Origin of the sequence: Bartonella sp. F02 (assembly GCF_026929975.1) — a bacterium.
Lineage (GTDB): Bacteria > Pseudomonadota > Alphaproteobacteria > Rhizobiales > Rhizobiaceae > Bartonella.
On the sequence record NZ_JANHOK010000001.1, the window covers coordinates 241,164 to 267,423 of the forward strand.

At 37.9% G+C, this 26,260-nt stretch carries 23 protein-coding genes; 7 read left to right on the forward strand and 16 right to left on the reverse strand.

Going from position 1 to position 26,260, the window contains the following annotated elements; all coding sequences use genetic code 11:
• Nucleotides 1-68 precede the first annotated feature (68 nt).
• Genes cyoB through cyoD form a run of 3 tightly spaced genes read left to right on the forward strand, consistent with a single transcriptional unit; the run spans nt 69 to nt 3,301 of the window.
• Complete coding sequence (gene cyoB / locus NPY00_RS00985; RefSeq protein ID WP_269020165.1) at nt 69-2,087, forward strand: cytochrome o ubiquinol oxidase subunit I; 2,019 nt, start codon at nt 69-71, stop codon at nt 2,085-2,087.
• Entirely contained in the window at nt 2,084-2,749 is a 666-nt protein-coding gene (locus tag NPY00_RS00990) for a cytochrome (ubi)quinol oxidase subunit III (RefSeq protein ID WP_269020166.1), read from the forward strand. Before cyoB ends, NPY00_RS00990 begins: the two co-directional genes overlap by 4 nt.
• Complete coding sequence (gene cyoD, locus NPY00_RS00995) at nt 2,750-3,301, forward strand: cytochrome o ubiquinol oxidase subunit IV (RefSeq protein ID WP_269020167.1); 552 nt, start codon at nt 2,750-2,752, stop codon at nt 3,299-3,301.
• Nucleotides 3,302-3,438: 137 nt separating this feature from the next.
• Here the strand turns inward: cyoD and fabI are convergent, their stop codons facing one another.
• From fabI to fabA, 3 genes are read right to left on the reverse strand one after another with little or no spacing between them, the layout of a single operon-like run.
• Nucleotides 3,439-4,257: an enoyl-ACP reductase FabI gene (gene fabI, locus NPY00_RS01000; protein WP_269020168.1), complete on the reverse strand. Its 819-nt coding sequence runs from the start codon at nt 4,255-4,257 to the stop codon at nt 3,439-3,441.
• Nucleotides 4,258-4,302: 45 nt separating this feature from the next.
• Nucleotides 4,303-5,523: a beta-ketoacyl-ACP synthase I gene (gene fabB, locus NPY00_RS01005; protein WP_269020169.1), complete on the reverse strand. Its 1,221-nt coding sequence runs from the start codon at nt 5,521-5,523 to the stop codon at nt 4,303-4,305.
• Nucleotides 5,524-5,580: 57 nt separating this feature from the next.
• Nucleotides 5,581-6,090: a 3-hydroxyacyl-[acyl-carrier-protein] dehydratase FabA gene (gene fabA, locus NPY00_RS01010; protein ID WP_269020170.1), complete on the reverse strand. Its 510-nt coding sequence runs from the start codon at nt 6,088-6,090 to the stop codon at nt 5,581-5,583.
• A 231-nt stretch (nt 6,091-6,321) separates the two neighbouring features.
• On the opposite strand from fabA, the gene irrA reads away from it, so the two are divergent.
• Nucleotides 6,322-6,822 carry an iron response transcriptional regulator IrrA gene (irrA, locus tag NPY00_RS01015; RefSeq protein ID WP_329957988.1) on the forward strand — a complete coding sequence of 167 codons (501 nt, stop codon included), beginning with the start codon at nt 6,322-6,324 and terminating at the stop codon, nt 6,820-6,822.
• A gap of 72 nt (nt 6,823-6,894) precedes the next feature.
• On the opposite strand, the gene NPY00_RS01020 is transcribed toward irrA, so the two are convergent.
• The 5 genes from NPY00_RS01020 to NPY00_RS01040 form a co-directional block, all read right to left on the reverse strand.
• Nucleotides 6,895-7,452, reverse strand: a complete 558-nt coding sequence (locus NPY00_RS01020) for an SH3 domain-containing protein (protein WP_269020171.1) — start codon at nt 7,450-7,452, stop codon at nt 6,895-6,897.
• 231 nt (nt 7,453-7,683) lie between these two features.
• Nucleotides 7,684-8,502, reverse strand: coding sequence for a C40 family peptidase (locus NPY00_RS01025; RefSeq protein ID WP_269020172.1), 819 nt, complete (start codon nt 8,500-8,502; stop codon nt 7,684-7,686).
• A complete protein-coding gene (locus NPY00_RS01030) occupies nt 8,502-9,878 on the reverse strand; it encodes a leucyl aminopeptidase family protein (RefSeq protein ID WP_269020173.1) in 1,377 nt (458 codons plus the stop codon). The genes NPY00_RS01025 and NPY00_RS01030 overlap by 1 nt, the downstream gene beginning before the upstream one ends.
• Before the next feature lie 12 nt (nt 9,879-9,890).
• A complete protein-coding gene (coaA, locus tag NPY00_RS01035; RefSeq protein WP_269020249.1) occupies nt 9,891-10,835 on the reverse strand; it encodes a type I pantothenate kinase in 945 nt (314 codons plus the stop codon).
• A gap of 191 nt (nt 10,836-11,026) precedes the next feature.
• Nucleotides 11,027-12,016, reverse strand: coding sequence for an asparaginase (locus NPY00_RS01040; protein ID WP_269020174.1), 990 nt, complete (start codon nt 12,014-12,016; stop codon nt 11,027-11,029).
• Between the two features lie 204 nt (nt 12,017-12,220).
• Between NPY00_RS01040 and hslV the strand changes: the two genes are divergently transcribed.
• Both hslV and hslU read left to right on the forward strand, forming a co-directional pair.
• Nucleotides 12,221-12,790 (forward strand): ATP-dependent protease subunit HslV, encoded by a 570-nt coding sequence (gene hslV / locus NPY00_RS01045; RefSeq protein ID WP_329957989.1) that lies wholly within the window; start codon nt 12,221-12,223, stop codon nt 12,788-12,790.
• Between the two features lie 12 nt (nt 12,791-12,802).
• The gene (gene hslU / locus NPY00_RS01050) at nt 12,803-14,113 is read left to right on the forward strand and encodes an ATP-dependent protease ATPase subunit HslU (protein ID WP_269020175.1); all 1,311 of its coding nucleotides are present in this window, start codon (nt 12,803-12,805) and stop codon (nt 14,111-14,113) included.
• 12 nt (nt 14,114-14,125) lie between these two features.
• Here the strand turns inward: hslU and NPY00_RS01055 are convergent, their stop codons facing one another.
• From NPY00_RS01055 to rpsO, 3 genes are all read right to left on the reverse strand, one after another.
• Nucleotides 14,126-15,124, reverse strand: a complete 999-nt coding sequence (locus NPY00_RS01055; protein WP_269020176.1) for a class I SAM-dependent methyltransferase — start codon at nt 15,122-15,124, stop codon at nt 14,126-14,128.
• Between the two features lie 75 nt (nt 15,125-15,199).
• On the reverse strand, nt 15,200-17,401 hold the full coding sequence (pnp, locus tag NPY00_RS01060) for a polyribonucleotide nucleotidyltransferase (protein ID WP_269020177.1): 2,202 nt from the start codon (nt 17,399-17,401) through the stop codon (nt 15,200-15,202).
• 228 nt (nt 17,402-17,629) lie between these two features.
• Complete coding sequence (gene rpsO, locus NPY00_RS01065; protein WP_269020178.1) at nt 17,630-17,899, reverse strand: 30S ribosomal protein S15; 270 nt, start codon at nt 17,897-17,899, stop codon at nt 17,630-17,632.
• Between the two features lie 321 nt (nt 17,900-18,220).
• On the opposite strand from rpsO, the gene NPY00_RS01070 reads away from it, so the two are divergent.
• Nucleotides 18,221-19,849 (forward strand): MFS transporter, encoded by a 1,629-nt coding sequence (locus NPY00_RS01070; protein WP_269020179.1) that lies wholly within the window; start codon nt 18,221-18,223, stop codon nt 19,847-19,849.
• Between the two features lie 99 nt (nt 19,850-19,948).
• Here NPY00_RS01070 and truB read toward each other — a convergent pair whose 3' ends face one another.
• From truB to nusA, 5 genes are all read right to left on the reverse strand, one after another.
• Nucleotides 19,949-20,911: a tRNA pseudouridine(55) synthase TruB gene (gene truB / locus NPY00_RS01075; RefSeq protein ID WP_269020180.1), complete on the reverse strand. Its 963-nt coding sequence runs from the start codon at nt 20,909-20,911 to the stop codon at nt 19,949-19,951.
• Nucleotides 20,908-21,324, reverse strand: coding sequence for a 30S ribosome-binding factor RbfA (gene rbfA, locus NPY00_RS01080; protein ID WP_269020181.1), 417 nt, complete (start codon nt 21,322-21,324; stop codon nt 20,908-20,910). Before rbfA ends, truB begins: the two co-directional genes overlap by 4 nt.
• 132 nt (nt 21,325-21,456) lie before the next feature.
• Nucleotides 21,457-23,982, reverse strand: a complete 2,526-nt coding sequence (infB, locus tag NPY00_RS01085) for a translation initiation factor IF-2 (protein ID WP_269020182.1) — start codon at nt 23,980-23,982, stop codon at nt 21,457-21,459.
• Nucleotides 23,979-24,614, reverse strand: coding sequence for an RNA-binding protein (locus tag NPY00_RS01090; RefSeq protein ID WP_269020183.1), 636 nt, complete (start codon nt 24,612-24,614; stop codon nt 23,979-23,981). Before NPY00_RS01090 ends, infB begins: the two co-directional genes overlap by 4 nt.
• Nucleotides 24,611-26,230, reverse strand: coding sequence for a transcription termination factor NusA (nusA, locus tag NPY00_RS01095; RefSeq protein WP_269020184.1), 1,620 nt, complete (start codon nt 26,228-26,230; stop codon nt 24,611-24,613). The genes NPY00_RS01090 and nusA overlap by 4 nt, the downstream gene beginning before the upstream one ends.
• Between the last annotated feature and the right edge of the window lie 30 nt (nt 26,231-26,260).

Below are 26,260 nucleotides of genomic sequence, written 5' to 3' on the forward strand. Positions count from 1 at the left end.
GGAAAGAAGCTTATTTAACAGATAAGCTTCATTTAAATTGAAATTCATTTGATATGGGTTTGAAAAAAATGTTTGGAAGACTTCTAGATCCCACAGCTGGTGCTTTTCATGCACTGACACATGAGCCGATTGTTCTTTACACATGTATTGCGATTGTTTTGGGTGGTTTGGTTACTGGTGTTGCTTTAACAGTATTGGGCTGGTGGGGAGCTTTATGGAGAAACTGGATTACGACAGTTGATCATAAGCGTATCGGCATTATGTACGTTATTCTTGGTATTATCATGCTTGTTCGTGGTTTTGCTGATGCAATAATGATGCGAACTCATCAAGCTTTGGCGCTAGGGGATGAGACTGCGGGATATTTGCCACCTGAGCATTTCGATCAAATTTTTTCGGCTCATGGTGTTATTATGATTTTCTTTATGGCTACGCCGATTTTATTTGGTTTGTTCAATTATCTTGTCCCACTTCAGATTGGAGCACGTGATGTTGCTTTTCCATTTGCAAATAATTTAGGATTTTGGATTACAGCTGCGGCAGCAATATTAATTAATGTATCTTTGGGTATTGGTAATTTTGGACGTGGTGGCTGGTTGATGTACCCTCCTTTTTCAGAATTGCAAAATAGTCCAGATACAGGAGTTGATTATTATCTATGGTCACTTCAGCTTTCTGGTATTGCAACAACAATGGGAGCTATCAACTTTATAGCGACCATTATTAAAATGCGTGCTCCGGGCATGACGATGATGAGAATGCCTGTTTTTTGTTGGGGCGCTTTTGTTAGCAATGTTCTTATTTTGATTATTTATCCTGTTTTGGCTGTAACATTTGCATTGCTTGCAGGGGATCGTTATTTGGGGATGAACTTTTTTACCAATACTGCTGGTGGAAATCCAATGGTGTGGATAAATTATGTTTGGATTTTTGGTCATCCAGAAGTTTATGTTTTAGTTGTTCCGGCTTTTGGGATCGTTTCTGAGATTGTGCCCACTTTTTCTTCAAAGCGTCTTTTTGGGTATACTACAATGGTATGGGCCATTTTAGTTATTTTAATTCTTTCTCTTCTCGTTTGGGGACATCATTTCTTTACAATGGGAGGTGGTGAAGCTGTTAATACTTTCTTTGGTATTGCGACAATGATTATTGCGGTTCCAACAGGCGTTAAAGTCTTTAATTGGTTGTTCACCATGTATAAAGGACGAATTCGCTTTGAGCCTCCGATGCTTTGGTGTTTAGGAATGATCTTTACATTTGTTGGTGGTGGATTAACAGGTGTTTTGATGGCGATTGTGCCTGCTGATTGGCAGTTTCATAATTCATTATTCTTGATTGCACATTTTCATCATACAATTATTGGAGGTGTTGTTTTTGCTTATTTGGCAGGATTAGCTTTTTGGTTTCCAAAAGTTTTTGGTTATAAACCAAATCGTATATTAGGAATTGCATCTTTTTGGTGTTGGTTTATTGGTTTTTACCTTGCCTTTTTTCCGGTATACACTCTTGGCTTGATGGGTGCTACACGTCGTCTTCAGCATTATATTGAACCGAGTTGGCAACCAATGTTTATTATTGCTGCAATTGGTGCTGTTATTATTCTATGTGGGATTCTTTGTTTTGTGTTACAAATAGGTTTAGCTATTTGGTACGGCATTAAGCACAAAGGACGTTTACCGGTAATATCAAATGACCCTTGGGGTGATGCACGTACGCTTGAATGGTCTATTTCTTCACCTCCTCCTGCTTATAATTTTGCTATCATTCCAGAAGTGCAAGATGAAGATGCTTATTGGGATATGAAGAAAAGAGGTGTTGAGCGTCCAACAAGTGGATTTACAAAAATTCATATGCCAGCAAATACACCTGCTGGGGTTATTGCAGGCTTTTTCTCATTAATTATTGGTTTTGCGCTTGTATGGCATATCTGGTGGCTCACAACGGTTGGTTTTGTTGGCTTTGTTGCAACGATTCTTTATCATTCATTATTCGGTAATCACCATGGTTATTATATTCCAGCTGAAGAGGTGCAGAAAACAGAAGATGCCTTTACAGCTGTTCTTAAAGAACAAGGAGTGAAAGCATGAGCTCTGTAACAATGCATCATGTTGAATCAGATGAGCATCATCATGATAATAGCTCAACCATGATATTTGGGTTTTGGGTTTATATTCTTTCAGATTTGATTTTGTTTGCAACGCTTTTTTCAAGTTTTGCAGTATTCTCTGCTTCTTATGGTGAAGGTAAAGCAGGCAATGAGTTCATTAATTTAAACTTTGTTTTAGGTGAGACAGCCATTTTATTATTATCATCAATTACCTATGGATTCGTAATGGTACAAACGCATAAAGGTAATTTGGCTGGTGTACGTTTCTGGATGTTTTTAACTTTTTTGCTTGGTGCTTGCTTTATTGGAATGGAAATTTATGAATTCCATGAACTTTTAAGTGAAGTATTTTATTATGATTCTCGAGCGTATGCAGGAATTGATGTTGCAACAGGTTTACCAATTTTTGGAAAAGAAGTTCTTTCTGCTTATTGGTCAGCATTCTTTGCTTTAGTCGGAACGCATGGTCTTCATGTCAGTGCTGGTCTTTTGTGGATGATTGTGATGTTTTTCCATCTTCGTCGTTGTGGCTTGGATCAGGATAACAGAACGCGCTTAGCATGTTTGTCAATTTTTTGGCATTTACTCGATATCGTTTGGGTTGGTGTTTTTACTATGGTTTATTTGTTAGGAGCATTGTAAATGAGTTCTCATAATAAAGTGCATGATCCAAGTACTGTTTCCTATTTAATTGGCTTTGTTCTCGCTGTTTTTTTGACATTAGGATCTTTTCTTCCCGTTATGTACGGCATCTTAGACAGTTGGGCAATTAGCACAAAAGTTATTTATTTAATTGGGATGGCGCTTATTCAGATTACTGTTCAGATTGTTTTCTTTTTGCATTTGAATTCTGGACCAGATGCTAAGTGGAATCTGGGAACTTTGTATTTTGCGGCTGCGTGTGTTTTCATTATTATTGGAGGAACTTGGTGGGCTATCTCTCATTTAAATTATAATATGATGGGTGGTTCAGGGCGAATTGTTGAGCCAAAAATATTAAAAGAAGTCAACGAGCCTGTTGCGGTGAAGCCGTCATCAGATCCGCAAATACCAGCAGAACAGTTATCGAATGAACAGATTTTAGAGAAGAATTTTTCGAACGATACTTCAGGGGTAGAAATGCCAATAAATAAATTATCAGATAGTCAAAATCCAAAAGAAGAGTTATCGGATACGCAAGCTCCTGCAGAGTGATTTCCAGTTTTCTAGCTTCGATGAAGTAATCTTTAGAAAATGTCTTACTTTTACAAATGAGATTTTGAACTGTGAAGGTTATAATTTTACCTTAAGGCAGATTATTGTCTTAATTTGTCTTTTAGAATTTTCGCTTATTATTCTTCCTGAATATCTTCACTTGTCTTTAGTTCTTCGAGTATTGGCATTGACATAATATTATAGCCTGAATCAACGTAATGAATTTCACCTGTGACGCCTGATGATAGGTCAGAGAGTAAATAAAGAGCAGATTTTCCAATTTCATTGATGTTGACAGTGCGGCGTAGAGGTGAATTTCGACGTTGATGTGAAAAGATGGCGCGAGCAGATGCAATACCATTTCCTGCTAAGGTTCGAACAGGACCAGCTGAAATAGCGTTAACACGAATATTTTGAGGACCAAAATCTGCAGCTAAATAACGAACTGTAGCTTCGAGGGCTGCTTTAGCTACACCCATGACATTGTAATGAGGTACAACTTGCTGTGAAGCTCCATAGGTTAATGTTAAAAGTGCGCCGCCATTAGGCATAAGTTTACCGGCACGCTGAGCAACTTCAGTGAATGAGTAAGCTGAAATTACCATTGTACGTTTAAAATTTTCTCGTGTTGTAACATCAACATAACGTCCTTTTAATTGTGTTTTGTCTGAAAACCCAATGGCGTGAACAACAAAATCAATAGTTCCCCATTCTTTTTCGAGATATTCAAAAACACGATCAATATTTTCAGCTTTTTCAACATCGCATTCAAGTAATAATGTGCAGCCAAGTTTTTTGGCAAGTGGTTGAACACGTTTTCCGAAAGCATCGCCTTGATAAGTAAATGCTAATTCAGCTCCTGCATTTGCTAATTGGCAAGCAATACCCCACGCAATTGAATGGTCGTTTGCAACTCCCATAATAAGGCCACGTTTGCCCTCCATCAAACTTTTCATATTACTCTCCGTAAGACCATATTGTTATCAATTAGCTAAAAACATTTATGTATAGCGTTGAAAAACAAGCGTTGCATTGGTGCCGCCAAAACCGAAGGTATTTGATAATGCAGTATTAAGTTCTTGATGATCTAGACGTTCACGAACAATAGGCATATCACTAAAAGCTGGATCAAGTTCTTCAATATGAGCACTTTTACAAATAAAATTATGTTTCATCATCAATAATGTATAAATTGCTTCTTGAACTCCTGCTGCACCTAAAGAATGACCGGTTAAAGATTTTGTAGCAGAAATAGGTGGACATTGATCACCTGATCCAAAAATACGTCGAATTGCTTCTATTTCAGGAGGATCTCCAACAGGTGTTGCTGTTGCATGAGGATTTATATAATCTATTTTATTTTTTACAGTTGCAAGAGCCATACGCATACACCGTTCTGCTCCATCGCCGGATGGAGAAACCATATCATAGCCATCAGATGTAGCACCGTAACCAATAATTTCTCCATAAATTTTTGCGCCACGTGCTTTGGCTAATTCCAATTCTTCGAGAACCAAAACGCCAGCTCCTCCAGCAATAACAAATCCATCACGGTTGATATCATAAGCACGTGAAGCTGTTTCCGGTGTGTCATTATATTTGCTGGACATCGCACCCATGGCATCAAATAAAACAGATAATGTCCAATCTAAATCCTCACAGCCACCTGCAAAAATACGTTTTTGTTTTCCATACTGTATCATTTCATAGGCGTTTCCAATGCAATGATTTGATGTCGCACAGGCTGAAGAAATAGAGTAGTTTACACCTTTAATTTTAAAAAAAGTTGCAAGAGTTGCTGAAGCTGTAGAGCTCATTGCTTTTGGGACAACAAAAGGGCCAACGCGTTTTGGTCCTTTTTGACGTGTAATATCAGCAGCATCAACGATTGATAGAGTTGAAGGTCCTCCAGATCCCATAATAATACCGGTATCTTCATTAGAAATTTCATGAGATTCTAGACCTGCATCAGTAATTGCTTGATCCATTGCAATATGATTCCAAGCTGTTCCACGGCCGTGGAATCGCAAAGCCCGTCTATCAACCAGTTCCTCTATATTAATTTCTGGTTTGGCATAAACTCTGCTTCGAAATCCTAGTTCTGCGTACTCCGGAGCATAGGAAATTCCTGATTTTGCTTCACGTAGACTGGTTAAAACCGTTTGAGGTTCATTTCCAATTGCGGAGACAATTCCTATTCCGGTTACGACAACTCGACGCATTTATACCTCCTTGTTTCATATAGAATAACAAAATGTTGTTTCTGATTGAAGTAGTATTCAACCTTCTTTGAATAAAGCAACGCGTAAATCACTGGCTTTATAGACGGTCTCTCCATCTGCCTTCATCCATCCATCGGCTATTCCTAAAACCAAATTTCCACGTCGAACACGTTTGAAGTCTATTCCATATTCAAGCAGTTTGTTTTGCGGAGTTACCATACCCGATAATTTTATTTCACCTGCTGATATAGCTCGCCCTTTTCCGAGTTCACCTAACCAACCAAGAAAAAATCCCGTTAATTGCCACATACCATCGAGACCAAGACATCCTGGCATGACGGGATCACCGATAAAGTGACAATCAAAAAACCATAAGTCTGGAGTGATGTCAAATTCTGCACGAACCATTCCTTTATTATATTCACCACCAGTTTCGTTGATTTGAGTGATTCGATGAATCATTAACATCGGTGGTGCTGGTAATTGTGCGTTACCTTTGCCAAACATTTCGCCGCGAGCGCAGCTTAGAAGATCTTCATAAGTGTAGCGAGACTTTTGTTCAGTCATTGTTACTCCGTTTATTTTACATATTTTTATTTCTGCGCTTTTTGCTAACTCACTTTTAGAGCAAATTAAAAGAGAGGGAAATGATTTTATACCATTTTTAATGATAAAAAGCTTTTTTATGCATCTTTATACGAAAGCTTGCCTTATGCAGAATGAAAAAATTATATGTTATATTTTATTTATTTGCTTAATTTTAACTTTATTTAGATGCAAATGTGATGCAATTGAAATATGCTAGTGAATGTAAATGGTTTTACATTGAATGAAAAAGTGAGATCTGTGAAAGATCAGAAAGAAGTTGTGAATTATTGTATCATGTCTGAATTAGCAAAACAGTTGCGTCAAAATGGTTTGCGGCCAACGCGTCAGCGATTGGAGCTTGCAAATATGATTTTTTCTCAAGGAAATCGTCATATCGCCGCTGAGGAATTATATGAGGAGGCAATTAAATCAGGGGTACTTGTATCTTTGGCAACAGTTTATAATACACTGCATCAATTTACGGAAGCTGGTTTACTGCGAATTATTGCTGTGGAAGGAGCAAAAACCTGGTTTGATACCAATACATCTGATCACTATCATTTCTATATTGAGGATGAAAATCGTATTCTTGATATTCCCTACAATGTGGAAGAAGTTCCTATTGTCAAGAATTTGCCTCAGCCGCCAGAAGGTATGGAAATTTCACATGTTGATTTAATCATTCGGTTAAAATCTAAGAATGTTACTTGATTTGAAAAATGAAAATATTTGATAAAAAATAAAAATTAGAAATTAGAAATTAGAAAGAATGCGGCTTATTTTTTAATTATTTAATTTTTCATCGGGATAAATTCCCCATAATTGTGTTTGAGGGAGCCATCCGCGAATATTGCGAATGTTAAGTTCGCACCAATGTCCATCACATTTGCGAATGTTGCCAATAACATTAGGTTCTATTTCTGCAAGGGGTTCTGCATTCTCTATAGGAGCTTTTCTTAAGAAGAGTCTTTTTGCTTTATTTTTTTGCCATGGAATCGTTATTGCTGTTCGTTTTCCTGATAAGAGAGATTGATAAATCCATCCTTCATTGCCTTCTGCATCACGAATTTTACGCCATTGATCATATTCTTGGATGATTTCAATAGGAAGTCCCTGTTTTTGATAGGTAAAGACAATAAAATAATGACTTCCCGGACCGATACGCACATTAACACGGGATGGTTTAATTGAAGCAAATCTTGGAAGTGGTAGACCACTTGGTCCAAGACTATGATAAGGTGTTTGTGCGTGTGACAAACTAAGAAAACCGAATAAAAATATTCCTATCATTAATAGACAGGATAAAAGGACTGAAAATCGAAGCCAAATTGAAGCTTTCATACTTAAACCTCTATTTTATATATTTTCATCGTAGGATTTGAGAAACAGACTCAAAAATCTTATTTAAAATATGACATAGTGCTCATTAAGGAGATCTGAACAATCTTAAGAATTATGATAAAATGAAAGAGAAATAGATATAAAAATTTGAGGTTTTAAATGTAAAAAACAAAAAACTAGAATGCTGTGTTCTACATTCTATAGTCTTCTTAGATAATGATTATTATATTATTAAATTGGTCGACGTCTTGCGACAGGATATTCATGCATTTTTGCAATACGTGTGATCGCCTCTTCCAAAGGTTCAATTGCTACATTCATAGAATGACCATTTGCATGAATGATGTTTTTGTCATCAAACATAATAGCGACATGCCCCTCCCAAAAAATAAGATCACCTCGTTGAAGGCTATCACTTTCTGTAAGAGGAGTTCCTATAGTATTTTTCTGTGCTGCTGTATCTCGTGCAACTATTCGACCAGCCATTAGCATGGATGTTTGAACGAATCCTGAACAATCAATACCAAAACCACTGATCCCACCCCAAAAATAAGGTGTATGGAGAAAAGTTTGAGCGACAGAAACATAATCCTCAAATACATGCTCAATGGGTTTGAGATGGCATGAAACGATAGATTTTCCATCGTCAAGAATAGAATACATTGTATTACGAACCTCTGTTTCATCAACAACACTTACCTTACTCCCCATAGACAAGGCCATTTCTGCTGGTCCTCGTAAATCAGCTTGTAAATAAAGAAAAGTACGAGGAACTGAAACGATATGTGTTTGTTTCGTGGTTGGTGTACAAAGAGCTTTTGTTTCAACATATCCCACATAGTTGTCTTTGAGCAATTTGCTCAAAGACATTGTTTCTCCATATTCAAGAATGAGGAGTTCTTCTCCAAAAAGACATTCTGTTTGTCTTTCACTTTTTGTGCTATCATTCTTAAACAAACCAGCTACAGACATATTAACGCGTTTTCTTTCGAGATTTTTGTCTGTAAGGTTGTTTTGAGGTATATATGATTGCGAAATTTCATGTGTCATTATGAGCCTGAATTTCTGAAAAGATTATAAAGGGCGCGGATCACCTGCGCAGATCCGCCAACAGGATAACCAGGTTTTTCCTTTTGTGTCCATCCATAAATATCAAAATGTGCAAAACGTTCTGTTTTTTCAACAAAAGAATTAAGAAATAAAGCGGCAGTTATAGATCCGGCAAAGCTGTGATTGGTTATATTGTTGAGATCAGCAACAGGTGATGATAAGGCTTTTTTATAGGGGTGCCAGAGAGGCATTTGCCACAGCGGATCGGCAACAGCATCAGCTGATTGAGAGACTTTTTGTGCCCATAATGTGTCATTGCAATAAAATGCTGGGAGATCTGGGCCTAATGCGACATAAGCTGCTCCTGTTAAAGTGGCCATACAGATCATGTATTGTGGTTTTCTTTCATCTCCATAAGTCAGTGCATCAGCAAGAATAAGCCGACCTTCTGCATCTGTATTCCCAATTTCAACACTCAAACCTTTACGGCTTTGAAGAATGTCACTTGGCCGAAGCGCATTGCCAGAAATTGCATTTTCAACTGCTGGGATCAAAACACGAAGACGGAAAGGCAGCTTTGCATCCATAATGAGTTTAGCAAGTCCTAAAACATGTGCACTACCACCCATATCTTTTTTCATTAATAGCATGTTGCTTGCTGATTTGATATCTAATCCACCGGTATCAAAGGTCACTCCTTTACCAACTAATGTTATGAGAGGATGATTTTCTTGTCCCCATTCTAATTCGATGAGTCGTGGTGCGACACTGCTTGCACGTCCCACAGCATGAATCATTGGAAAATTGAGTGTTAAGAGCTCATCGCCGCAAATACTTGTAACACGAGCGTGATAAGTGTGCCCTAATTCGCGCGTTGCTTTTTCGAGAGCATTAGGATTCATATCATTGGCTGGAATATTGATGAGGTCGCGAACCAAAAAGACAGTTTCATAAATTCGTTTGAGCTCATCAAAATCAATTGTGTCACGCACGTAGATAGATAACGATTTTAAGGAAGGATTTTGACGATAATGGTTAAATTGGTAACTTCCTAATGCTAATCCAATATAAGCATTTATGTCATTTGCAGCTGGTCCTTCTAAATGCCAGTGGCCAGTCGGGAGATTGTTTGCTAAGAGACCTGTAATGAAAGGCTCTTCACCATTTCCCAGTCCAAATAAGATTTTTTTAAGGTGTCCATTTTCGTGAGGGACAAATAACATTTGTCCTGATTTTCCTATGAAGTCATTAGCTTTTATCCATGCAGATGTTAATGCATCAAACGATAAATTAGTGAGATCTTCTTGATTAATTAAGAAAACAGGAACGCTATTATCAGCGCGTGTTGTCGTGAAATTAATTTGGTGTTGTGGCATATTTATTTTTCCTTATAGTTTTCTAAGTGCGACATATTCAACCAAATGTTTTTTTCCTTTCCTCAGAATAAGATTGGCTCGTGGTCGCGTTGGTAGGATATTTTCCTGTAAATTTTTCAGATTAATTGTACGCCAGAGATTTTCAGCAATTTGAGTAGCTTCTTCTTCACTTAAATGCGCATAGCGATGAAAATAAGAATCAGGATTTTGAAAAGCTGTTTTACGGAGACGTTTGAAACGTTCTAAATACCAGCAGCGAATAATCTCTGTTTCAGCATCCACATAGATTGAAAAATCAAAGAAATCTGAAACAAAAGGTACAATTTTTCCATCTTTAGAAAAATTATTGGCTTGAAGGACATTGAGACCTTCAACAATTAAAATATCGGGCTGATCAATGATAATGTTTTGATTTTCTAAAACATCATAAGTCAAATGTGAATAAAGCGGTGCAGGGATATTCCCAATGCCAGCTTTTACAGAGGCCAGAAAGTTTAATAATTTCTTAAGGTCATAAGAATCAGGAAAACCTTTACGATTCATACGATTTTTTTGTCGAAGGATAGCGTTAGGATAAAGAAAGCCATCAGTTGTAACGAGATCAACTTTAAGGTGGGATGTCCGACGTTTCAAAAGTTCTTGAAGAATGCGTGCAGTGGTTGATTTTCCTACAGCAACGGAGCCAGAAATTCCAATAATAAAAGGCGTTTTATGAGTATTTTCTTGATATAAAAATTGTTGACGCTTTTGAAAGAGTTTCTGTACTGCTTCAACGTGAGATAATAAAAGACGAGATAGAGATAGATAAATGCGTTGTACTTCTTCAAGATCAATGGGATCATCAATAGATCGTAGACGTTTAATTTCATCAAAGGTTAAAGTAAGCGGTGTATCCGCACGAAATTGAGCCCATTCTTGTGCCGTAAAGACACTGTAAGGAGAATATGGTTCAGATATGCACTGAATTAAATTATCTTTCTGATTGGTTTCTGGCATAGGAATATCAATTATTGTTATTGACAAAAATGTTTTGTACAAAATTGTTTTTTATCATAGCGATGATGAGAGACTTAGAAGATAGATTAAAGTAGATTATTGAGTTGTTAAGGAGACTGCATTTTGCAACTAATATATTCAATAACATTTGCTTAGCTGATAGTCCAATCATTCCAACATGTGCTAATTTGTTCGTGTGATAAATTTTGCGCTAAAAGCGTCCAGAGAAGTAAACGAGCTTTTACAGCTGAGAGATAACCAGACATGAGAGCGCCTGAAGCAATCATGTCTATTTCTGAACCTTTATAACCGTAAGTGGCTCGAACGGTTGGGCCAGTGTAAGCGCGACTAGCAATAATGATGGGTATTTTTTTTGCGTATTGTTTTATAATATCGGCTTCTTCAAAACTGCAGTGTCCTGCCCCAAAACTAGCAATAACAAGACCGGCATAATACCCACTTTCAAGACAGAATTTCATTAAGTGTGTGTCAGAAGATAAAGTAGAATGTAAAAGCGCGACTTGATGATGATCATTTTTAGGAAGTGCAAAAGTTGTAGGGAAGAAATTTCGATCATTGAAATAAATCAATTGTCCTTCTAAAATGGTTCCTAGGGCTCCTGTAAAGCCCGATTGAAAGGTTTCAATATTAACGGTATTGCTTTTTTGTACCCAATAGGGTGAATGAATTGTATCATTCATGACAACCAAGACACCTCTATTTTTGCTTTGCTGACTAGCCGCGACGCGAGTTGCAGCTAAAAGATTAGCAGGTCCGTCAGCACCTGCTTCGTGTGGAACACGCATAGCACCCGTTACAACAAGTGGCTCCGTCTTATTCCAGTAGAGAGAAAGGAAAAAAGCTGTTTCTTCTAATGTATCTGTACCTTGTGTTATAACAACACCATCTGCCCCAGTATTGATTTGTTGTGTTGCCCATTCTATGATTTCAAAAAGAATTTTGAAAGATAAAGACCCACTTGGCAATTGTCTGAGTGTATGAGCATGAATATCCGCAATCTCTTTTAAACCAGGAACATTTTGGATGAGTATATTTGAAGTTAAAGTTGGCTGCCTGAGACCATTGTTATCAGAGACCATTGCAATTGTCCCACCTAATGTTCCTACAGCTATTTTTTTCATGATTTTTCCTTTAAAGATACAGGCTCTTAAAAAAAACATGTAACAACAATTTAAATGAATAACAATAATATCATTTTCTTTCATTCACAGACAAATTGAGTTGTGCTTAATCGTTGTGTTTTGCAATATATGTTCTTAAATAGAGAGATTGATGATTGAATTTATTGACATTTGATGAAGGGAAAAAATATTAAGGAGTTTCTTATGACAGAACACAAGCCTGATATTATGTACGGTACGACTATTGTGACTGTACGAAAAGGCGATAAAGTGGTTATGGCTGGTGATGGTCAAGTTTCACTGGGACAAACGGTTATGAAAGGAAATGCACGTAAAGTGCGTCGTCTTGGAAAAGGTGGAACAGTTATTGCTGGGTTTGCAGGTGCTACAGCAGATGCTTTTACATTGTTAGAAAGATTAGAAACAAAACTGGAGCAATACCCTGATCAACTGATGCGTGCATGTGTAGAGCTTGCAAAAGATTGGCGAACGGATCGCTATTTACGCCGTCTTGAAGCTATGATGCTTGTAGCTGATAAAAAAGTAACTTTAGCTTTAACAGGTCTAGGAGATGTACTAGAACCAGAAGATGGAGTTATGGCTATCGGTTCTGGAGGTAATTTTGCTCTTTCAGCCGCGCGGGCACTCATCGATATGGATTTGGATGCAGAAGCTATTGCGCGTAAGGCTATGAGTATTGCCGCTAAAATTTGTGTTTATACCAATGATAATTTCATAATTGAAACATTGGATTCTGAATTATCGTCTTTATAGAAAGCTATTTGAATGTGTGTTGTATTTTCTCCTCGCGAAACTGTTTCTGAACTCGATCGTTTTATTATCGGTCAAAATGATGCTAAACGTTCTGTTGCTATTGCTTTGCGTAATCGATGGCGTCGGCAACAGCTTGAAGAATCTATGCGTGAAGAAGTTATGCCTAAAAATATTTTAATGATAGGGCCTACCGGTGTTGGTAAAACAGGCATAGCGCGTCGCTTGGCTAAACTAGCGGGAGCGCCTTTTGTTAAAGTAGAAGCTACTAAATTTACTGAAGTAGGTTATGTCGGGCGTGATGTTGAGCAAATTATTCGTGATCTTGTTGAAATATCAATTTCTCTTGTTCGTGAGAAAAAGCGAGATGAAGTAAAAGCAAAAGCTCATGTCAATGCAGAAGAGCGAGTTCTCGATGCTCTTGTTGGAAAAACAGCCAGTCCTGCGACACGCGATAGTTTCCGTAAAAAATTGCGGGAAGGGGAATTGGATAACAAAGAGATTGAAATTGAAGTTGCTGATAATAGTAGTAGCAGTGCTTCAACTTTTGATATTCCTGGGATGCCTGGTGCACAAATGGGTATCATGAATTTGTCAGATATTTTTGGAAAAATGGGGAATCGCACAAAGATACGTAAAACAACGGTAAAAGATGCTTTTCAGCCATTAATTGATGATGAATCTGAGAAACTTCTTGATCAAGATCAAATTATTCAAGAAGCATTGCGTGTTGCTGAAAATGATGGAATTGTTTTCATTGATGAAATTGATAAAATTGCAACACGAGATGGAAGCGCTGGTGCTGCTGTTTCTCGTGAAGGTGTTCAACGAGATCTTTTGCCTTTAGTTGAAGGAACAACAGTTGCAACCAAATATGGACAAATAAAAACCGATCACATTCTTTTTATCGCATCTGGTGCATTTCATGTCTCTAAACCTTCTGATTTGTTGCCAGAATTGCAAGGGCGTTTACCCATTCGTGTGGAATTAAATGCCTTAACGAGAGAAGATTTACGGCGTATTTTGACTGAGCCTGAAGCGAGTTTGATTAAGCAATATATTGCTTTAATGGCAACAGAAGAAGTTCATTTAGAAATTACTGATGATGCGATTGATGCTTTAGCAGATATTGCTGTTGATTTAAACGCTAGGATTGAAAATATTGGAGCACGTCGTTTGCAAACAGTGATGGAACGTGTTTTGGATGAGATTTCTTTTACAGCGCCTGATAAAGCGGGTACGTCCTTTAAGGTGGATGCTGCTTATGTAAAGCAATCTATAGGTGATCTTGCTGCTGATGTCGATCTCTCACGTTTTATTCTTTAGGTGTTTTATTCTTTATAAACGCGCTTCAATAACTTTGAAGTTATGGGCTTCTTCATGAATATAAACTTTACGGAAGAGGCTTTTTAATAAAGTTTCATAAGGGAGGTGGCGGTTAGCAACAAGAAGGAGGCAGCCACCTTTTTTGAGGTATTTTGCAGCATTCGTAATGAAATTTTTTCCTAATGAAATATCTGAAGTGCGTTGTATATGAAATGGTGGGTTTGAGATAATTGTATCATAGAGATTTTTGATAGGCTCTTGAATAAGATCGTGCCAATAAAAATTGATGGGAAGAGAACCTTTTATTTCTTGGATATGCTTTTTGGCAGCTTCTAAAGAATTATAATCAGCTTCATAGAGATCAAGTGCTGTTAAATTTTCACATGTTTTAAGTGCTGCATAAGAAAGAAATCCCCAGCCTGCGCCAAAATCAGCAGTTTTTCCAGAAATTATTTTGGTCATATGAGGTACAAGCATAGCAGAGCCTGAATCAATACGGCCATGAGAAAACATACCCGAAGTCGTTTGAAAATTATCATCAAAATTAAGTGAGGGGGAGAGAAAATGTGAAATATTTTTTTTCTCTATGTGTGGCGGTACTTGAAGCCAGAAAACAAGACCGTGATTTTTAGATAATTTATTGCTGATGGGAACAATAGTTTTGACCCATTTCATCATTGAGAGAGCCCCAACCGTTTTAGTTCCGCTGATCACAATCCATCCGTTGGGCTTAACCAGTTCTAATAAATTAAGAAAATAGTTTTGATTGAGAGCACGATATTTACTCAGTTGCAAAAATGCTCCGTCATAAATGGATGCTTGTTTGACTTGAGGATGACAGCAAAATTTAGCCTTTGTAAATTTTAAAAAATCCGGTCGCCAAGGCGCTATAATTTCGAGGTTTTTCAACCATTGTTTATCAGGAGTTTCAGTTAAACCAAAGCTTAACCAACGCTGATCGGGATCAGGATGAGAGAGATTATAGTTTTTAAAAGGCAAAAATAGTGACACATTTTATTCTTTCAAAGAACAATGCCATACTGATATATCTGTATGGCATTTTATTCCATGACAAAGAGAAAAAGATCAATCTTCTTTTTTCTTACGACTCCGCTTCTTTTCGGGCTTCTTTTTTTCTTCAATGTCCTCTTCTTTTTCAACTGTCATAGACTCTTGATGAACAATTTCTTTTCCAGTTTGTTGATCAACAACTTTCATTGATAACCGTATTTTACCACGTTCATCAAAGCCCATTAATTTGACCCAAACTTTATCACCTTCTTTGACGACATTGGTTGTTTTTGCTACGCGTTCTGATGCAAGTTGAGAGATGTGAACAAGTCCATCGCGTGAGCCAAAAAAGTTCACAAATGCACCGAACTCTGCCGTTTTTACAACAGTTCCTTGATAAATAGCACCAATTTCAGGCTCATCAACAATAGAATGAATCCAACGTTTTGCTGCTTCGATAGTTTTCATATCAGAAGAAGCAATTTTAATTGTTCCATCATCTTCAATATTAATTTTTGCTCCGGTTTGTTCAACAATTTCTCGGATTACTTTACCACCAGAACCGATGACATCACGTATTTTCTCTACAGGAATATTCATTACCTCGATACGAGGTGAAAATTCACTAAGCTCATTGCGGGCACTGGTTAAAGCTTTTGCCATTTCATCGAGGATATGCATCCGTCCATTTTTCGCTTGCTCAAGTGCTATTTTCATAATGTCTTCGGTGATACCATCAATTTTGATATCCATTTGCAAGGCAGTAATACCGTTTACTGTACCGGCTACTTTAAAATCCATATCACCAAGGTGATCTTCATCCCCTAAGATATCAGATAAGACAGCAAAACGTTCACCTTCTTTAATCAGACCCATTGCAATACCAGCAACAGGGCGTGTTAAAGGAACACCGGCATCCATCAATGCAAGCGAAGTGCCACACACTGTTGCCATGGAAGAAGATCCATTTGATTCAGTGATTTCTGATACAGAACGAATGGTGTAAGGAAAAGATTCTTTGGTGGGTAACATTGGATGAATGGCACGCCATGCGAGTTTCCCATGCCCGATTTCACGACGACCAGGAGAACCGAGACGTCCTGTTTCACCGACTGAAAAAGGTGGAAAGTTGTAATGGAGTAGAAATGTTTCTTTGTATGTACCTGTTAATGAGTCAACATATTGCTCATCTTCACCGGTTCCTAGCGTTGCGACAACCAGAGCTTGCGTTTCTCCTCGTGTAAATAATGCTGATCCGTGTGTACGAGGTAAAACACCAACTTCTGATTGAATAGGGCGTACAGTTGAAAGATCGCGCCCGTCAATACGCGTTTCATTGTTAAGAATATTCCAACGAACGATTTTTGCTTGCAAACGCTTAAAAACAGTTGCAATTTGCTCTTCAGTAAATTCACAATTTTCTTCTTTTTCTGGTATGAATTTATGAATAACGTTTTCTTTGATTGCATCAATTGCAGCATAACGTTCTTGTTTGTCAGTAATTGTATAAGCTTCTCTTAGATCTTTCTCAATCATTTCAAGCATATTATTTTCTAGATCTGACAAATCTTCTGGCACAAAATCACGTGGTTCTTTTGCAGCAACTTCGGCAAGTTTTATGATGGCATCAATAACAGGCTGAAAGCCTTTTTGACCAAACATGACGGCATTCAACATAACATCTTCAGGAAGTTCATGAGCTTCTGATTCAACCATCAAGACAGCACTATCTGTTCCGGCAACAACAAGATCAAGTTTAGACTCAACCATTTCATCAATATTAGGATTGAGAACATATTGTCCATTACAATAGCCAACACGAGCACCGGCAATAGGACCTAAAAATGGAATTCCTGATAAAGTTAACGCCGCAGAGGATGCAATTATAGCAAGAATATCGGGATTATTTTCTAAATCGTACTGCATGACAGAAACGATGACTTGTGTATCATTTTTATAACCGTCGACAAAAAGAGGGCGGATCGGACGATCAATTAAACGTGAAATAAGAGTTTCGCTTTCACTGGGGCGACCTTCTCGTTTAAAATACCCACCGGGGATTTTACCAACGGCATAGGTTTTTTCTTGGTAATTGACGGTCAATGGAAAAAAATCTTGATCTGGTTTTGGTGTTTTAGCTGAGACAACCGTTGCTAAAACAACCGTTTCACCATAACTAGCAATGACTGCTCCATCAGCTTGGCGTGCAATTCTTCCTGTTTCAAGGGTAAGTGGCCGACCGGCCCATTCAATTTCTACCTTATGAGTTTTAAACATTTTTTATCCTTAATGACCAGTATTTACATTCTGGTTTTGTGTGTTATGTTTTAAAACTGTGGGCAAGATAACGAGGTGCTTTTGTCTTTTGCAAAGAGACAATGAATTGCAATTTAGACGCAAAGCAGCTGGCAATCTCGCTCCATGACAGTTTTTAAGCTTTTGAATTCAAAATAGCTAGTTAAATAAAAAAGGTGAGTTTTACAGAATAATCCTCACCTAGAAATTTTAGCGACGCAAACCTAACTTTTGAATAAGTGTTTGATAGCGGTTTTGATCAATATCTTTAAGATAATCAAGAAGACGACGACGCTGAGAAACCATCTTTAAAAGACCTCGACGTGAATGATTATCCTTTTTATGTGATTTAAAATGGTGAGTTAAATTAGCAATGCGCTCAGAAAGAACAGCAACTTGTACTTCTGGTGACCCTGTATCACCAGCTTTTGTTGCGTATTCTGTAATCAGGGCTTGTTTACGGTCAGCTGTAATCGACATCGTATTATCCTTTCAAAAGTAAACAAAAAAACAACCCGAAGCCAAGATGCCGTCCAGCAAGGGTCTATGAGGTAACAATAAGAGCAAGGACTCTCACTTACTTTTGCATTTATATAGGAAAAAGAAGTAAAATACTAGTCCCAGAAAATATCTTGAAATTGAAATTCTTTTAAAAAAAATAGCTGTTTTATAAATATTTATTTTAAGGTTTTATATGCAAAATTTTAAAGAATTATCCATTTTATTGGAGCAATATATTACAGTTGGCACGCAGTGTATTTGATTTTTGAAGAAAAAAGGCAGCTGATTTGGAGATAGAAGATGCAGGAAATTCCAACATTAGAACTTTTTCGTAATTCAACATTTAGAAATTTGTGGGTAGCTACTCTTGCATCGAATTTAGGAGGTTTTATACAAGTTGTTGGTGCAGGTTGGTTAATGACATCGATTACTTCTTCGCATGTTATGGTCGGGTTTATTCAAAGTGCAACAACATTACCACTTGTTCTTTTTTCTTTGATGGCAGGGGCATTAGCTGACAACTTTAATCGGCGTAAAATTATGCTTTTTGCACAAATTATGGTTATGGTTGTATCAATTCATTTAGCGATTTTAGCTTATATGGATTTCATAACACCTTGGTTTTTATTATGTATGACGTTTTTAATCGGGTGTGGAGGTGCTTTTCATAATCCTGCTTGGCAAGCAACCATGGGAGATATTGTCAGAAGAGAAGATATTCCTACTGCTGTTAGCATGAATAGTGTTGGTTTTAATTTGATGCGCAGTGTGGGCCCTGCTGTCGGAGGGATTATTGTTGCGACTTTAGGTGGAGCTGTGGCTTTTATATTCAATGCTATAACTTATATTCCTTTAATTACCGTGTTATTTTTATGGAAACCAAATTATAAAACGAATACATTGCCGAGAGAGAGACTTTTGGGAGCCGTCACTGACGGCTTGCGTTATGTTGCGATGTCTCCAAATTTGTTGAGCATTATGACAAGGGCATTTCTTTTCGGTATTGGTGCTATATCTATTTTTGCTTTGTTGCCAATTGTCACACATGAGACTCTTAAAGGAAGTGCTCTTCTCTATGGAACTTTACTTGGTTGTTTTGGTGTGGGAGCCATTACGGCTGGTATTATTAACTCAACTATAAGACGATATTTTAGTTCAGAAACAATTATTGCTAGTTCATTTGTTGGATTCGCTTTTTCTTGCTTTTTTTTGGCGATAAGTCGTTCATTGATTATTAGTCATCTTGTATTGTTACCGGCTGGTATGTGTTGGGTTTTAGCTTTATCGTTATTTAATACATCGGTACAACTTTCTACGCCACGTTGGGTTGTTGCACGGACATTAGCACTTTATCAGACAGCATCTTATGGGGGCATGGTGATTGGAAGCGCAATTTGGGGCGCGGTTGCTGATAGCTATTCTCTAACAGTTTCTTTGAGTATTTGTGCTGTATTTTTACTCTTTGGAGCTCTTGCAGGAATAAAATTTAAGATACAAGAAATTCCACAAATCGACCTTGATCCACTTGATCAATTTAGAGAACCAGAGCTTTTACTCGATTTACAAGCACGAAGTGGTCCGATTATGATTATGATTGATTATCAAATCCATGAAAGTGATCTTGAAGAATTTCTTAAAGTTATGACACGTCGTCGCCATATTCGTCGACGAGATGGTGCGCGTCAATGGGTTCTTTTACGTGATCTTGAAAGACCTGAATATTGGACAGAGGCTTATCATATGCCAACATGGGTGGATTATTTGCGTCATAATCATCGGAGGACAAAAGCAGATGCAGAGGTCAATAAACATCTTAATCGACTAAATCGCGCACCAGATGGTATAAGGGTGCATCGCATGATTGAGCGCCAAACCATACCACAGGTTGGTGATATGCATGTGAAGTCTTCTGTTACTCAAATACTTTAATTAAAATAAATTGGTGAGATGAAATAAGAGCATCTCTCTTATGTTGAGTATAAAATACAGGATAATTCTTTTTTGAAAGAAATGACTATAGGTAGAAAATCATGCGATTGTAAAAATACGTTTCGGTTTGAATTGTTTGTTGTCAATGGCTCCTATAGCAAGAAGTTGACTCTTGTACGTTACATAAACTTCATGTTCATCAATGGGAACATTTAGATCTTGGAGAAGAACTGTTTTTCCGATTTTTACTTGCTGTGCTTGAATTTGATTGAGAGCATAATGAGAAAGACAGTTTAATGCACTGCTTGTTTCAATTAACAGTGCATCAAGTGCTTCAAAATCACGTTTAGGGAGTTGACACTCTTCATTTGTCTTGTTTTTGTGAGATATTATTTTTTCTAATTCATCCCATGTAATAAGATCATTTTCATGAAAAGGTGCGACTTCGATACGGCGTAAGTCCGCAATATGTCCATAACATCCGAGATCACGTCCCATATCGCGCGCTAAGGAACGTATATAAGTTCCTTTTCCACATGTGACTTCAAAGATTGAATGTCCTTGAGCAGTCGTTTTAATCAATTTGAAAGTTTCAATTTTTACTTGACGAGGTGGAATTTCAACAATTTCTCCTTCACGTGCCAGATCATAAGCGCGGTTCCCGTCGATTTTGATTGCTGAAAATTGTGGAGGCTTTTGTGCAATAATACCCGTATATTGAGGTAAAAGAGCAAGAATATCTTCTTTTGTTGGACGTTTAGAAGATGTTTTTGTTACTTCACCTTCTAAATCATCTGTGGATCTTTCTTCTCCCCAAGCAATACAAAAATGGTAAGTTTTCGTGCCTTCCATGACATAGGGAACGGTTTTTGTAGCCTCGCCTAATGCAATAGGAAGTGCACCGGAAGCAAGTGGGTCAAGAGTGCCGGCATGTCCTGCTTTTTGCGCATTAAAAAGCCATTTTATTTTTGATACGGCTTCGGTCGATTTCATTCCTTTAGGTTTATCAAGAATTATCCAACCAGAAATAGGACGGCCTTTTTTTTTGCGTTGCCGTGTCATATTTGAGAATCCTCAGCTTTATCATTTTTATGAAGATCACGTGCAACTTCAGGCAAGCGGAGCAGAGCATCAATTTTTGAAAAATTATCAAAACTACTATCAAGGTAAAAACGTAATTCAGGCATATATTTCATTTGCCGCAACTGATGACTGATTTCTTTACGAATAAAACGGCTATGTTTATTAAAAACTTTAATGATTGCTTCATTAGAATTATTCTTAATGGTGCTAAGGACTGAAATAAAGCAGGTGGCAATTTTTAAATCCGGTGACATCCGCACTTCAGAAACAGAAACCACAACATCTTTTAAGGCATTATCAAGCAAAATGCCTCGCTGTAATACATATGCTATCGCGTGACGAACTTGTTCTCCTACTCTTAGTTGCCGTTGTGATGGGCTTACATTTTTCATTGAGATTTTACCCTTATTACAATTTTTCTTTCCTTTGTTATATTTAAGAGTAAGAAAGGAAAGAGTCACTGCGCATAAAATTTGCTCGTTTTTTTCTATCTTTAGAGAGAAAAAACATGAGGGATTTTTATTTTATAATGTACGATTAATATGCTCAACTTGGAATATTTCAATGATATCACCAACACGAAGATCTTCATAATTTTCAAATGCTATTCCGCATTCTTGACCAACATGCACTTCATTAACTTCATCTTTAAAGCGTTTAAGTGTTTTAAGTTTTCCTTCATGAATGACGATATTATCGCGGATTAGGCGAACACCTGCACCTCGCTCAATTTTTCCTTCTGTAACACGACAACCAGCAACTTTTCCAATTTTTGTAATGTTAAAGACTTCAAGAATTTCTGCGTTTCCAAGAAACGTTTCATGATGTTCTGGTGAAAGCAAGCCTGACATTGCTGCTTTGATATCATCAACAAGATCATAAATGATGTTATAATAACGAATTTCAATTCCTTGCGTTTTTGCTGCATCACGTGCTTGTTTATTCGCTCGAACATTGAAACCAATAACAGAAGAATCAGAAGCCTCAGCAAGAGAGATATCACTTTCGGTAATACCGCCTGCACCAGAATGAACGATACGGGCACGGACCTCTTCATTTCCTATTTTTTCTAATGCAGAGATGATTGCCTCAATTGATCCTTGGACATCTCCTTTTATGATAAGTGGGAATTCTTTAACACCTGTCGTTTGTAATTTGGTCATCATTTGTTCAAGAGAACCGCGAGATCCAGTTTGCCGCGCTACGGCTTTATCTCGAGCTAGTCTTTGACGATAGGCGGCAATTTCACGTGCTTTTGCTTCATTTGTTACAACAGCAAAGCGGTCTCCTGCCTGCGGTGTTCCTTGCATTCCTAAAATTTCAATTGGCATAGAAGGAGCGGCTGCTTTGATATGACGACCATGATCATCAATGAGTGCGCGAACGCGACCCCATTCATTGCCGGCTACAATAATATCAGAAGGATGTAATGTTCCTTTTTGGATCAAAACTGTTGCAACAGATCCTCGCCCTTGATCAAGTTTAGCTTCAATAACAACGCCTTCTGCGGTTCGTTTTGGATCGGCTTTAAGATCAAGAATTTCTGCTTGAAGCAGAATAGCTTCTAGAAGTTTATCAAGGTTTTGGCCTGTTTTAGCAGAAATCTCAACTTCTAAAGTTTCCCCACCCATACTTTCAACGAAAACCTCATGCTGCAGAAGTTCTGTACGTACCTTTTGCGCATCAGCAGCGGGTTTATCAATCTTATTGATAGCAACGATAATAGGGACACCAGCAGCTTTCGCATGATTGATTGATTCAATTGTTTGCGGCATAACACTGTCATCTGCAGCTACAACGAGAATTGCGATATCAGTAACACGAGCACCACGTGCACGCATCGCTGTAAATGCAGCATGTCCAGGAGTATCAATGAAGGTAATTTTTTGACCATTTTGTTCAATTTGATATGCACCGATGTGCTGTGTAATGCCGCCTGCTTCACCAGAAACCACATTTGCTTTACGGATAGCATCTAAAAGAGAAGTTTTCCCATGGTCAACATGTCCCATAATTGTGACGACGGGAGGACGTTGTTGCATCTTTTGAGGGTCATCCTCTATATTAAAGATACCTTCCTCAACGTCAGATTCTGAAACGCGCTTAACGGTATGACCAAATTCAACAGCTATAAGCTCAGCGATATCTGCATCGATGATGTCACCAGGCTTCATCATTTGACCTTGTTTCATAAGAAATTTAATAACATCAACGGAGCGTTCAGTCATACGTTGTGCAAGTTCTTGGATAGTAATTGTTTCTGGAAGAATAACTTCGCGAGAAATTTTTTCACGTGGTTCTTGATTTTGTGCACGTTTAAATTTCTCTTGTCGGCGACGCATAGCAGCCATTGAACGACCGCGTGAGCTTCCTTCTTCATCTAATGCACTATTGAGAGTTAATTTTCCACGGCGGCGTTCATCAGCACCTTTTATAGCTTTAGGTGTACGCATTTCTAATTTTGAAAGATTTGCTCGCCGATCGTGCTTGTCTTCATCTTCTTTTTCGTTAGAGCTGCGTTTTGCAACAGAAGGTGTTTTTTTAGATGTTGTTTTTACTGATTCTAAAGGTTCTATTGCGGAAACTTCATAAGAAGGTGTTGAAGTTTGTTCTATAGTAGTTTTATCTTCCTGTTGTATTTTTATTTCTTGAGCGGCTTGCATACGCAATTCTTCTTCGCGTTGTTTTGCAAGTCTTTCTTGTTCTTCAGCTTGCTCACGCATTACTTTTTCTTGAATATGTGCTTCTTCTAAGGCACGCAATCTCGCTTCCATTTCGGTTGATGAAAGGTTGGCTTGAGCTTTTGGTTTATTCGGCGCTCCCTCTTCAAAACGTGGTTTTAAGCGTTGTGCTACATGGGGTTTTGTAATAGGTTGCTGTGTCTCAGTTTTTTCATCTGGACGCGTAATTTTACGTCGTTTCGTTTCAACAACAACAGCCTTTGTGCGGCCATGGCTAAAATTTTGTTTGATTGTGCTTGTCTCCAGTCCTGACCGTTTTAGGGTAAGTGTCTTCTTGACTGTTATTTTGTCATTATTATTTTCACTCATTGTATTTCCTTCACGGTGTTTGCCGTCATCCCACTAGGCTCATTGCATTTATCTTCACGATAAGCAGCCAGTTTGTATATCGTCTTAAGAAATCCATTCGCAACTTTCATATTTAATAAAGCTGCATGTATAACAGGATTACTACCAAAAGCCACACTCATTTCGTCACTTGTTAAAAAAGATATCGTTTTTATCTCTTGATTTATTTGTTGTTGTACTGCGTGGATGGCTTGTGAAATTTTCCTTTTTCCATCTTCTTTTGCTTCCTTTGCATGAAGAACGAGTATAACTCGACCTGAGCGGATAGCTGCATCAACTTTGGTTAAACCAGTGACAACTGCACCTGCTTTTCGCGTTATAGATAAGTAACCAAGGGCAGATTTTAGCAAAATTCTATCAACAATATTAGCAAGATTTGGAGCAACCTCAACATCTGTTTTAAAACTTTTGCTAAAAGATTTGCGTTTAATTGCTTCTTGAATGATATCTTTGTGAGCAGAAACCCATACACCTCGTCCAGGTAAATTTTCTTTAAGATCAGGAACAATTTGGTTGTTTGGACCTATGACAAACCGGATCAGCGTTGTTGCTGAAGCAGTCTTTCTTGTCACAATGCAGGTCCGTTCATTCATTTAGATGTATCCTCATCCAAATTATTATCTATTGTTTCATTTTGATCAGATTCTTTTGTATTAATATGAGTTTCGTCTATCCATCCTGCTTGTACACGTGCTGCTAAAATCATGTTTTCTGCATCGGTGCGTGTAATATCAAATGAAGTTAGAATACCAGAAAAATTCGTTGTTTGACCTTCTTTCCGCTCTCTCCAACCAGCTAGATCATCAACGGCATAACCTGCAAAGTCTTCGATTGTTTTGACACCATCTTCCCCAATAGCAACAAGCATAGCGGTCGTCATACCAGGAAGTGTTCGCAACTCATCAGCAACACCAAGCTGTTTCCGTTTTTCTTCTAACTCTTTTTCTTTTCTTTCTAAATATTCACGTGCACGGCTTTGGATTTCTGAAGCAGTTTCATGATCAAAACCATCGATAGAAGCAATTTCCTCAAGATTGATGTAGGCGATTTCTTCAATTGAAGTAAAGCCTTCTGATGCCATAACTTGACCGATCATTTCGTCAACATCTAGAGATTCCATAAAAAGTTTACTACGTTCAGAAAATTCTTTTTGACGATTTTCAGATTCTTCTTGTTCCGTTAAAATATCAATATTCCATCCCGTTAATTGTGAAGCTAAGCGAACATTTTGTCCACGTCGACCGATAGCAAGACTGAGTTGATCGTCAGGAACAACAACTTCAATGCGCTCAGCTTCTTCATCGAGAACAACTTTTGAAACTTCTGCAGGTTGTAGCGCATTAACAATAAATGTTGCAGCATCAGGGGACCAAGGAATAATATCAATTTTTTCACCTTGTAATTCTGCAACAACAGCTTGGACACGGCTCCCGCGCATTCCAACACAAGCACCAACGGGATCGATAGAACCATCACGTGAAACAACAGCAATTTTAGCACGTGAACCTGGATCACGAGCAACAGATTTTATTTCTATAATGCCATCATAAATTTCAGGGACTTCCATGGTAAAAAGTTTTGCCATAAATTGCGGATGTGTGCGCGAAAGAAAAATTTGAGGGCCACGTGGTTCACGGTGTACATCATTAACAAAAGCACGGATACGATCACCATAACGAAAGGATTCACGTGGAATTAATTCGTCACGTCGTACGATAGCTTCTCCACGTCCTAGGTCGACAATAACGTTGCCATATTCTACGCGTTTAACAGTACCGGAAATGATTTCTCCAACTTTATTTTTAAATTCTTCAAATTGTTGATCGCGCTCTGCATCACGGACTTTTTGAACGATAACTTGTTTAGCAGATTGTGCCGCAATCCGTCCAAAATCCATAGGAGGTAGGGGATCAGAAAGAAAATCACCAGTTTTTGAGTCCATTTGACGTTTTAATGCATCTGATAAAGAAATTTCAGTTGTATAATCTTCAACAACATCAACAATTTTCAGCAAACGCTGTAATTTAATTTCACCTGTTTTAGAATTGATATCAACACGGATATTGGTTTCTTGACCATAACGAGAACGCGCTGCTTTTTGAATCGCATCAGCCATTGCAGAAATAACAGTTTCACGATCAATCGATTTTTCGCGTGCAACAGCATCTGCAATTTGCAGAAGTTCAAGCCTATTAGCGCTTGTAACCATCGATTTTCTCCTTTTTGTATCCTATGGGCG

What these genes read in the sequence shown, in the direction of transcription:
- NPY00_RS01070 (WP_269020179.1), top strand. Translation starts at nt 18,221, where the DNA reads ATGCAGGAAATTCCAACATTAGAACTTTTTCGTAATTCAACATTTAGA.
- fabI (WP_269020168.1), bottom strand. Translation starts at nt 4,257, where the DNA reads ATGAAAAGTTTGATGGAGGGCAAACGTGGCCTTATTATGGGAGTTGCA.
- NPY00_RS01030 (WP_269020173.1), bottom strand. Translation starts at nt 9,878, where the DNA reads ATGCCACAACACCAAATTAATTTCACGACAACACGCGCTGATAATAGC.
- NPY00_RS01090 (WP_269020183.1), bottom strand. Translation starts at nt 24,614, where the DNA reads ATGAATGAACGGACCTGCATTGTGACAAGAAAGACTGCTTCAGCAACA.
- hslU (WP_269020175.1), top strand. Translation starts at nt 12,803, where the DNA reads ATGTGTGTTGTATTTTCTCCTCGCGAAACTGTTTCTGAACTCGATCGT.
- hslV (WP_329957989.1), top strand. Translation starts at nt 12,221, where the DNA reads ATGACAGAACACAAGCCTGATATTATGTACGGTACGACTATTGTGACT.
- fabA (WP_269020170.1), bottom strand. Translation starts at nt 6,090, where the DNA reads ATGACTGAACAAAAGTCTCGCTACACTTATGAAGATCTTCTAAGCTGC.
- rpsO (WP_269020178.1), bottom strand. Translation starts at nt 17,899, where the DNA reads ATGTCGATTACAGCTGACCGTAAACAAGCCCTGATTACAGAATACGCA.
- NPY00_RS01020 (WP_269020171.1), bottom strand. Translation starts at nt 7,452, where the DNA reads ATGAAAGCTTCAATTTGGCTTCGATTTTCAGTCCTTTTATCCTGTCTA.
- cyoB (WP_269020165.1), top strand. Translation starts at nt 69, where the DNA reads ATGTTTGGAAGACTTCTAGATCCCACAGCTGGTGCTTTTCATGCACTG.
- NPY00_RS01025 (WP_269020172.1), bottom strand. Translation starts at nt 8,502, where the DNA reads ATGACACATGAAATTTCGCAATCATATATACCTCAAAACAACCTTACA.
- irrA (WP_329957988.1), top strand. Translation starts at nt 6,322, where the DNA reads ATGCTAGTGAATGTAAATGGTTTTACATTGAATGAAAAAGTGAGATCT.
- NPY00_RS01040 (WP_269020174.1), bottom strand. Translation starts at nt 12,016, where the DNA reads ATGAAAAAAATAGCTGTAGGAACATTAGGTGGGACAATTGCAATGGTC.
- cyoD (WP_269020167.1), top strand. Translation starts at nt 2,750, where the DNA reads ATGAGTTCTCATAATAAAGTGCATGATCCAAGTACTGTTTCCTATTTA.
- NPY00_RS00990 (WP_269020166.1), top strand. Translation starts at nt 2,084, where the DNA reads ATGAGCTCTGTAACAATGCATCATGTTGAATCAGATGAGCATCATCAT.
- truB (WP_269020180.1), bottom strand. Translation starts at nt 20,911, where the DNA reads ATGACACGGCAACGCAAAAAAAAAGGCCGTCCTATTTCTGGTTGGATA.
- infB (WP_269020182.1), bottom strand. Translation starts at nt 23,982, where the DNA reads ATGAGTGAAAATAATAATGACAAAATAACAGTCAAGAAGACACTTACC.
- rbfA (WP_269020181.1), bottom strand. Translation starts at nt 21,324, where the DNA reads ATGAAAAATGTAAGCCCATCACAACGGCAACTAAGAGTAGGAGAACAA.
- pnp (WP_269020177.1), bottom strand. Translation starts at nt 17,401, where the DNA reads ATGTTTAAAACTCATAAGGTAGAAATTGAATGGGCCGGTCGGCCACTT.
- nusA (WP_269020184.1), bottom strand. Translation starts at nt 26,230, where the DNA reads ATGGTTACAAGCGCTAATAGGCTTGAACTTCTGCAAATTGCAGATGCT.
- fabB (WP_269020169.1), bottom strand. Translation starts at nt 5,523, where the DNA reads ATGCGTCGAGTTGTCGTAACCGGAATAGGAATTGTCTCCGCAATTGGA.